The organism is candidate division KSB1 bacterium, assembly GCA_022566355.1.
Lineage (GTDB): Bacteria > Zhuqueibacterota > JdFR-76 > JdFR-76 > DREG01 > JADFJB01.
In genome coordinates, this window is sequence record JADFJB010000044.1 from 25,804 (window position 1) to 33,301 (window position 7,498).

Below are 7,498 nucleotides of genomic sequence, written 5' to 3' on the forward strand. Positions count from 1 at the left end.
ATTTAGTTTGAGTTTATTGTTCATCGGTATTATAATCGGAGTACTTTTTCTCGCCTACGCCAATGGCGCCAATGATAATTTCAAAGGTGTAGCAACGCTATTTGGCAGTGATACAACAAATTATAAAACTGCAATTATCTGGGCAACGATAACCACTTTTGCCGGCAGCATTTGCTCTATCTTTCTGGCCAAAATACTTCTCAATAAATTTACTGGCAAAGGGTTGGTGCCTGATTCAGTGGTCACTTCACCGGAGTTTGTTTTTGCTGTGGTAATCGGAGCAGCGGCAACTGTTTTGTTTGCAACATTCATCGGCTATCCTATTTCCACAACCCATTCTATCACCGGGGCATTGGTCGGTAGCGGGTTGATGGCATCATCGGCCGGGGTGGACCTGGCTAAACTGGGCAGCACATTCTTTCTGCCATTATTATTAAGCCCTTTCATCGCGTTAACCCTGGCAGCCATGCTATATATCCTTTTTCATTTCGTCCGTTTAAAGCTTGGCATCACTTGCCAATCGATTGCTTTCATTCGCAAAGAGACCGAAGCCGTTCCTTCAGTGGTTCAATCATCCGGTGTGGCAATAAATACTTCGACAAAATTAAAATTCGGCATCTCGGAGGGAAACGGACAGGAAAAGTATTCAGGATCGTTGCTGGGTATTAGATTTCAAAAAATGGTGGATGTTGCACATTTTATCAGTTCCGGCGCTGTTAGTTTTGCCAGAGGATTAAATGACACACCGAAGATCGTCGCGTTGTTATTGGGATTACAAGTGATGGGAATGCCATCGAGCATGATGATTGTCGCTATTGCCATAGCTCTTGGAGGACTTCTAAACGCTAAAAAAGTAGCGATTACAATGAGTAAAAAAATCAGCACTTTTAATGATGGACAGGGACTAACCGCTTTGCTCGTTACCAGTTTCCTGGTCATCTTTTCAAGCGTGTTGGCCTTTCCGGTCTCGACGACGCATGTATCCGTCGGATCAATAACCGGAATCGGATTGGTTAATCGAACTGCTAATATGGGAATGATCTCAACCATTGTCCTGTCTTGGGTTCTTACTTTACCAATGGCTGCCGGGATCAGCGCTATGACCTATTTAATAATCAGTTAATTTTGAAAAAACAATAATGCAGTCATTTCGAGGAGTTTACGACGAGAAATCTTTTAATCCATACGAGAATAAATTGATTGAGATAAGATTTCTCCACGCTTCGCATGTTCGAAATGACATTCTGTTAATTTTGCAAATGTTCATTTAGTTAATTTATTAAGGAGTTGGAATGGAAACCTATTTGGAAACCACAAAGAATGTGTATAAAGAAGCAGCTTTAAATCCGGATAAAGGACTTTGCTGCACAACCTCCCCTATTTGGCAGCTGCCCGGACTATCAATTCCCCAAAAGATGCTGGATATGAATTACGGCTGCGGCAGTACGGTTCACCCGCGTGATCTGGTAAATAATCCCACGATCTTGTATGTCGGCATTGGCGGCGGCATGGAACTGCTGCAATTCTCTTATTTTAGCCGCAAAAAAAACGGCGTCATTGGCCTGGATGTAGTCGATGAAATGGTAACGGCTTGCCGGGAAAATTTTCAAGAAGCGCAGCGGCTCAATTCCTGGTTTGAATCCGATTTTATCGATATTCGTAAAGGAGACGCACTATCGCTTCCTATTGAGGATGAGTCTATTGAAGTGGCGGCGCAAAACTGTTTGTTCAACATATTTACTGAAAATGATCTCATACAAGCCCTGGCGGAAATGTATAGAGTTTTGCAGCCACGAGGAAGATTGGTGTTATCGGATCCGGTTTGCGAGGCGGCAATACCCGATCATTTGAGAAGCGACGAAAGACTTCGGGCGTTATGTCTCACCGGCGCGCTGCCTCTGAACGACTACATCAAACGAATAACGGATATTGGCTTCGGCACGATAGAAGTGCGGGCAAAACGCCCATACCGTGTTCTCGATCCAAAAAAATACGATACCGATGAATTGATCTATATCGAAAGCGTTGAAATTTGCGCCATCAAAGATCCCATGCCCGATGACGGCCCCTGTGTATTCACCGGAAAAACCGCTATCTTCTTTGGCGATGACGAATATTTGGATGACCACAAAGGCCACATCCTGGTTCGGAACCAACCCATAGCCGTATGCGATAAAACCGCCGGAGACTTGAATGGACTCAGCCGGGATGATTTATTGATTACGGATTCAACTTATTTTTATGATGGCGGGGGGTGTTGTTAGGGCTTTCCTGAATAAAGACCAAAAATAAAGTTTTATGGGAAGGGATGAAATTGGCAGTTATTCTCTAGAAGTAATACCTCTTCATAACGAGTAAAAACGAACAAATAACTTAGAAAATAACGCGCTCGTGGGTTTATATTACCTAATTTTATTAAACTATAAATCCTTTCTTTTCTTATAAACATCATAAAGCTAAAGCTCTTGATCATATTTTTATAAATTCTTGCCAATTAAAGAAATCATTGAAGTCATTTTGAATCTCTTGTTTATTGTATGTCTCAGCCATGAAATAGGAAAAATTAAAATGATATGGACCCTTATCTTTTAATCCCTTCCAATTATTGATGAATTCTATAAATTGTTCCGAAGATTTTGCTAGATCTGATATTTTCCAAAAATTTTCAAGATCATCCAAATTAATTATTAATGGTTTGTTTCGTTTAAGATTATTTAGTTTCTTGCTAGCAATATTGTCTGATAGAAAATTATTAAACCTGTCCAATAAATCGTAATCACCTACATAATTTTCTGTAACCAAAATAGGTATAATCACTTTTTTAGAACTCATGTGTCCTTCTACGTATTTATCTAATTTATGAAATTTACCCTTGTCTTTTTTATTTCTTGAATTTAGATCGTGTTTACCTTCATTGAACAGAAGTCTGTAAATATCCTTGAAGAAAAGACCTAAGTCTTCGCTATACAAAGAAGCGAATCTGTAATATTCTACAGTAAATTCAAAAATAAGTATATGAGTATCTGTCTCTAGAATGGCGTCGGGATATCCGTTAAATTTGCCATTTTTATTTAGTTTTTTATCAAAGATTTTATTCAATAACTCAACAAAGTATATTTCTAGCAGATTGCCATACTGTTGTTTAATCCCTTGTAAATCTTTTGAAGATATTTCGTTGAGGCGCCAAAAGAAGCCTGAGCAAATACCCTCAAATAAGAATTTCAAATCAATAATACAAAATTTGTCCTCATTAATTTTAAAAACGGGCCAGTCAAAAAAGCTTTGAAAATCTTTATAAAAGCCATCTATCGGATCTCTACGAACTTTTTGTAATTTACTATTAAATTTGTCAATATCGAGGGCTAGATGTTTGATAAGCTTGAATAAATCACTGCCCATAAAATTTTGTTTTTCAATGTAATACGTTTCAATTTTCTCATAAGTGAAACCTGCAATTTTAAGTTCATTATTTAAAGGATTCCTTCTTATTGTGTTAGGAAAATTCAAAAACCAAATAAAAATTCCAATCAAAACACGAAAATAATCTGATAAAGAAAGATCAAATTCTTTTGATATTAACTCTATGCCCTCTTTGATTTTATCCATTTTATTGGTTTCAAATTGTTCGATTAGATCGTTGTACACATACCAATACCTTTGAAATCTCATTTTATATACATTTTCAACCTCATCAGGGATGTAATAGTATGGATAGGCTCTTAGAAAATAATCTCTCAAGAGAATCTGTTCGGATAACGATTTTGGTGGACTGAAAACTGCCTTGCTATTAATAAGTAATAAAGCTTTATAATAGGTTGCTGCATTGTCGGAAGTTTTTTGACCAGTAATTCTTGTTTGCCCGGCTTTATCTTTGCTCATTAATTGAGCAATTATATAGAGTAAATTATCTCTATGAAATATTAGACCATTATTTATAATGTCTATGTTATGAACTAGTTTACATTGTTTGATTTCATTCCATCCAATTTTTGTTGTTTGTTCTGCGTCTTTTGTTTGTACAATTGCGTTAAGAAAAGAGCTATATGAAATGGCTTCGATACTGTCAAAGTTTTCTATAAAGTGTGTTACTAAATTATCAATATTGTCGTCGTCACTCAGATATGAGATTGGTATAAACAAGCCTCTTTTTTCTATTTGTGAAAAGAAGTCTTGATATCTCAAGAAAGTAATTACAGTTGTATTAGGCATGGCTTCGAAATCTCACATCTCTTGGAAGAACAGAAACTAAATTAATTAAGTATATTTTTTCTATTCCAATAATTTCCGATAGATTTTTCTTGTTAGCACGAATTTGAATAACAAAAACTCAAATAATAAATCCCTTATCCTTAGTTAAATATTTGCAAGCAGTAAAGATATTCACAAATATGCATACTATCATCGGGCTGCGAAAACACCCCACTGCTTTTGAATTATGACATTAAATACAATATTTGACAGAGAATGTCAAGATATTTCTTTATCGATCATTCCTGACATAAATACTGCCAAAATAAATCGATAGGTACATTTCCGGGCCGCGCCGCCGATCAAATAGCCGGACAAATCTTCTCCACAAATCCGAATTTGCTTCTCGAATCATTGACTACGTAGAGAGCAAGTGCCGCATAGCCAGATAACAACCTCGGAGCCTTTTTATCTATAAGAAAAAAAGGGGGTTTGTCATGATAACCGAAATAATCAACTTTTTTTCAAGTTGTCCGGTATCCAAAAAGGAAATGCACATTAGATGTAAGCCTATTATCGAAACGATGAAAGATTAAAGTACATTCTGCTATTATTTTGGCATGAACTATAAACGGAAGGGATTCCAAATGATTCACAACAGAAAATATAAACTTCTAATTGTCGCACTATTATGCATAATTTATACAAATGCATTTAGTCAGAATCTCGATTCACTGTTATCATTGTATCAAAAAGAAGGAAGCAGTTTATATCGCGGCGAAGGCAAGTTTCTCGATCTGAAGAGCAATTTTAATGGTGCGGTTTTAGTAGCAAAACATGATAAAGTCATTTTCAAGAAAACATACGGCTGGTATAATCGTGATAAAGATATTCCACTCCAAATAGATTCAAAATTTCAGATCGGTTCGGTTACGAAACCATTTACTGCACTGTTGGTGCTTCAGATGGTGGAAAAAGGTGTTCTAAGTTTAGAACAATCGGTTGCTGATATTCTCCCCTACTTTCCAAAACAGAAAGGAGATAAACTCACTATTCATCGATTACTTTCTAATACTTCCGGTCTGCCGCATTATTCAGCACTTATGGATTTAGGATTGACAAAAGAGGATTTTTTTCAAAAGGCTTATACACCAGAACAATATGCAAAGCTTATTGGAGATGTAGGATTTATAAATCAACCTGGTAGAAAGTTTTATTACAGCAGCCTGGGATTTCAGCTATTGGGAGTCATACTCGAAGAAGTTACAGGTCAAACTTATGATGAATTGTTGAAACAGCACATAACATCTCCGCTTGGACTTAAAAATACCGGCTATTCAGATAATGACTTTGTCGAAAATCATGTAGCAAAAGATTGTAACTTTGAAGACTATTTGTGGGGGTTGATTGAAACATTTGAGGATGGAGAATTCCGGGATCAATCTACTTCTTATGCTGCCGGCGGGATACACTCGACAGTTGAGGATCTTTATATTTGGAGCCATGCTTTACGTTCCCATAAACTTCTATCAAAAGAATTGACTCAAAAGATGTTTACAACAAATAAAACTGGATATTGTTATGGTTGGTTTCGAAATCCACAAAATATGCTTGAAAGAAATCCGGCTGCAAAACTGTTTTTACACAGTGGCGGAAAGGGGGGTTTTTCAACTTATATAGCTCTATATGACGATAGTACAACCATTATTGTCTGTTCGAATGTTGGCCCAATTAACATTCAGAAAGTGGTGGATGATATTTACCGTGAAGTACATTTTTCGAATCCAATGCCTGAAAGATTAGTCCTGCCAAGCCTGCGCAACCTGAAGCATTTTGAATCGGACGAAGAAGGCGGACTTCCAGGTTTGAAAAAATATTTCCAAGTGATATCCGCAAGTGCAGGCTATGCGATTTTTCCTATTGTTAATTATTTAAGTTCGGTATTAGAGTTATTTTACGATGGCGGAAGATTTAATGAGGCTTATGACGATCTCAAACCTCTTATAGATGATAATCCGAATAATGAGGGCATTATAAACCAGGTAGCTTATATGTTCCTGCGAGATGATAAAACCGAGCAAGCCCTTCATTTTTTTCAGCAAAACACAACCAATCATGCCAATGCAGCAAATGTCTATGATGGTTTAGGTGATGGTTATGCTGCAAAAGGAGAACACCAACTCGCTCTGAAGAATTACAAAATTGCCGTTGAACTTGGAGAAACAAACTTTGATTCCAATTTAAAAGTGTACCAAGAAAATATAAAAAGGATGGAAAAGAAATTTAAGAATAAATAATACCGGACAGATCCTCTCCACAAAACTTCCAGGTTTTGCCCTTGCCTTTTCGCTAGCCGCTTCTGTATCTTTATTATAAAGTACAGGAGTAAATAGCATGGTAGAAAATCAGAATCCATTTGGGCTGCACACGATCACGCCTTACTTAATCGTAGAACGTATCAACCCTTATTCAATTCCTCCAGCGTGTGTTCGATGCCGAATAAAGAGGCGATCCACGCTATCGGGAGGATGGCAGCGTTAAACATGCAGAAGTAAAGATCGGTGATTCTGTCGTGATGATGGGCGAGCCGATGGATGAAATCGGAGCAATGCCCGCTATGATGTATATTTACGTGGAAGACTGTGATGCTACCTACAAGAAAGCCCTTGCAGCAGGCGCTACCCATGTAATGGAACCTGAGAATTTTCCGCATGGTGTCTTATGGTATTGGCAGCGTTTCCCGGCTAAGGAAATAGGACTTGTGTGGGGGCAGCTTGCGGGATCATGGTCTGGCCGTGCTTTATCCGCTAATCGTTCTAGGAACGATTACACTTATCGTCTTCATGGTTGGGGTTGTGGACCTCGGTGGCGCTGATTGGGAGAAGGCCGGCATCAACATGGCGCTCATGAGTTCCGTGGGTGTTATTATGGGCCTTCTTACAGAGGAAGGCTTTTTTCGGGGCTGGTTGTGGGCTTCCCCCAAACGGGCAGGGCTAACTGACATGCAGGTTTTGATCTGGACCAGCGTCCCTTTGTCGCTCTGGCACATTTCCGCAGTCTCGCTCGACACCGGCTTTGATATTCCCGTAGCGCAAATTCGGTTTATTTGATTAGCGCTACCTTTATCGGCCTAATTTGGGGGTTGCTGCGGCACCTATCCGGCTCTGTGCTCGTCGCTAGTGTAAGTCACGCGCTATGGAATGGACTTGATTACCCTTTCTTCGGGTTTGGCGACAAGATAGGGACACTCGGTATTACGGAAACTGCCATTTACGGACCGGAGGTTGGTTTCCTTGGATTGACTGTAAAC

The 7,498-nt window shown here is 38.6% G+C and carries 7 protein-coding genes; 6 read left to right on the forward strand and 1 reads right to left on the reverse strand.

The features are described 5' to 3' along the window. Positions 1–7: 7 nt before the first annotated feature. Together IIC38_09635 and arsM are read left to right on the forward strand one after the other, a co-directional pair. Positions 8–1,123, forward strand: coding sequence for an anion permease (locus IIC38_09635; protein MCH8126210.1), 1,116 nt, complete (start codon positions 8–10; stop codon positions 1,121–1,123). Between the two features lie 169 nt (positions 1,124–1,292). Further along, complete coding sequence (gene arsM, locus IIC38_09640) at positions 1,293–2,264, forward strand: arsenosugar biosynthesis arsenite methyltransferase ArsM (protein MCH8126211.1); 972 nt, start codon at positions 1,293–1,295, stop codon at positions 2,262–2,264. Between the two features lie 205 nt (positions 2,265–2,469). On the opposite strand, the gene IIC38_09645 is transcribed toward arsM, so the two are convergent. Continuing rightward, a complete protein-coding gene (locus IIC38_09645) occupies positions 2,470–4,209 on the reverse strand; it encodes a hypothetical protein (protein MCH8126212.1) in 1,740 nt (579 codons plus the stop codon). A 626-nt stretch (positions 4,210–4,835) separates the two neighbouring features. Between IIC38_09645 and IIC38_09650 the strand changes: the two genes are divergently transcribed. The 4 genes from IIC38_09650 to IIC38_09665 all read left to right on the forward strand — a co-directional run bounded on the left by IIC38_09650 (position 4,836) and on the right by IIC38_09665 (position 7,298). Next, positions 4,836–6,485 carry a serine hydrolase gene (locus IIC38_09650; protein ID MCH8126213.1) on the forward strand — a complete coding sequence of 550 codons (1,650 nt, stop codon included), beginning with the start codon at positions 4,836–4,838 and terminating at the stop codon, positions 6,483–6,485. Between the two features lie 97 nt (positions 6,486–6,582). Beyond that, entirely contained in the window at positions 6,583–6,729 is a 147-nt protein-coding gene (locus IIC38_09655) for a hypothetical protein (protein MCH8126214.1), read from the forward strand. Positions 6,730–6,763: 34 nt separating this feature from the next. Beyond that, positions 6,764–7,063 (forward strand): hypothetical protein, encoded by a 300-nt coding sequence (locus IIC38_09660; protein MCH8126215.1) that lies wholly within the window; start codon positions 6,764–6,766, stop codon positions 7,061–7,063. Continuing rightward, positions 7,044–7,298, forward strand: coding sequence for a hypothetical protein (locus IIC38_09665; GenBank protein MCH8126216.1), 255 nt, complete (start codon positions 7,044–7,046; stop codon positions 7,296–7,298). The genes IIC38_09660 and IIC38_09665 overlap by 20 nt, the downstream gene beginning before the upstream one ends. The last annotated feature ends 200 nt before the right edge of the window (positions 7,299–7,498 follow it).

Coding starts and splice junctions, on each gene's coding strand:
- IIC38_09650 (MCH8126213.1), top strand. CDS start 4,836: ATGATTCACAACAGAAAATATAAACTTCTAATTGTCGCACTATTATGC.
- IIC38_09645 (MCH8126212.1), bottom strand. CDS start 4,209: ATGCCTAATACAACTGTAATTACTTTCTTGAGATATCAAGACTTCTTT.
- IIC38_09655 (MCH8126214.1), top strand. CDS start 6,583: ATGGTAGAAAATCAGAATCCATTTGGGCTGCACACGATCACGCCTTAC.
- IIC38_09660 (MCH8126215.1), top strand. CDS start 6,764: ATGATGGGCGAGCCGATGGATGAAATCGGAGCAATGCCCGCTATGATG.
- arsM (MCH8126211.1), top strand. CDS start 1,293: ATGGAAACCTATTTGGAAACCACAAAGAATGTGTATAAAGAAGCAGCT.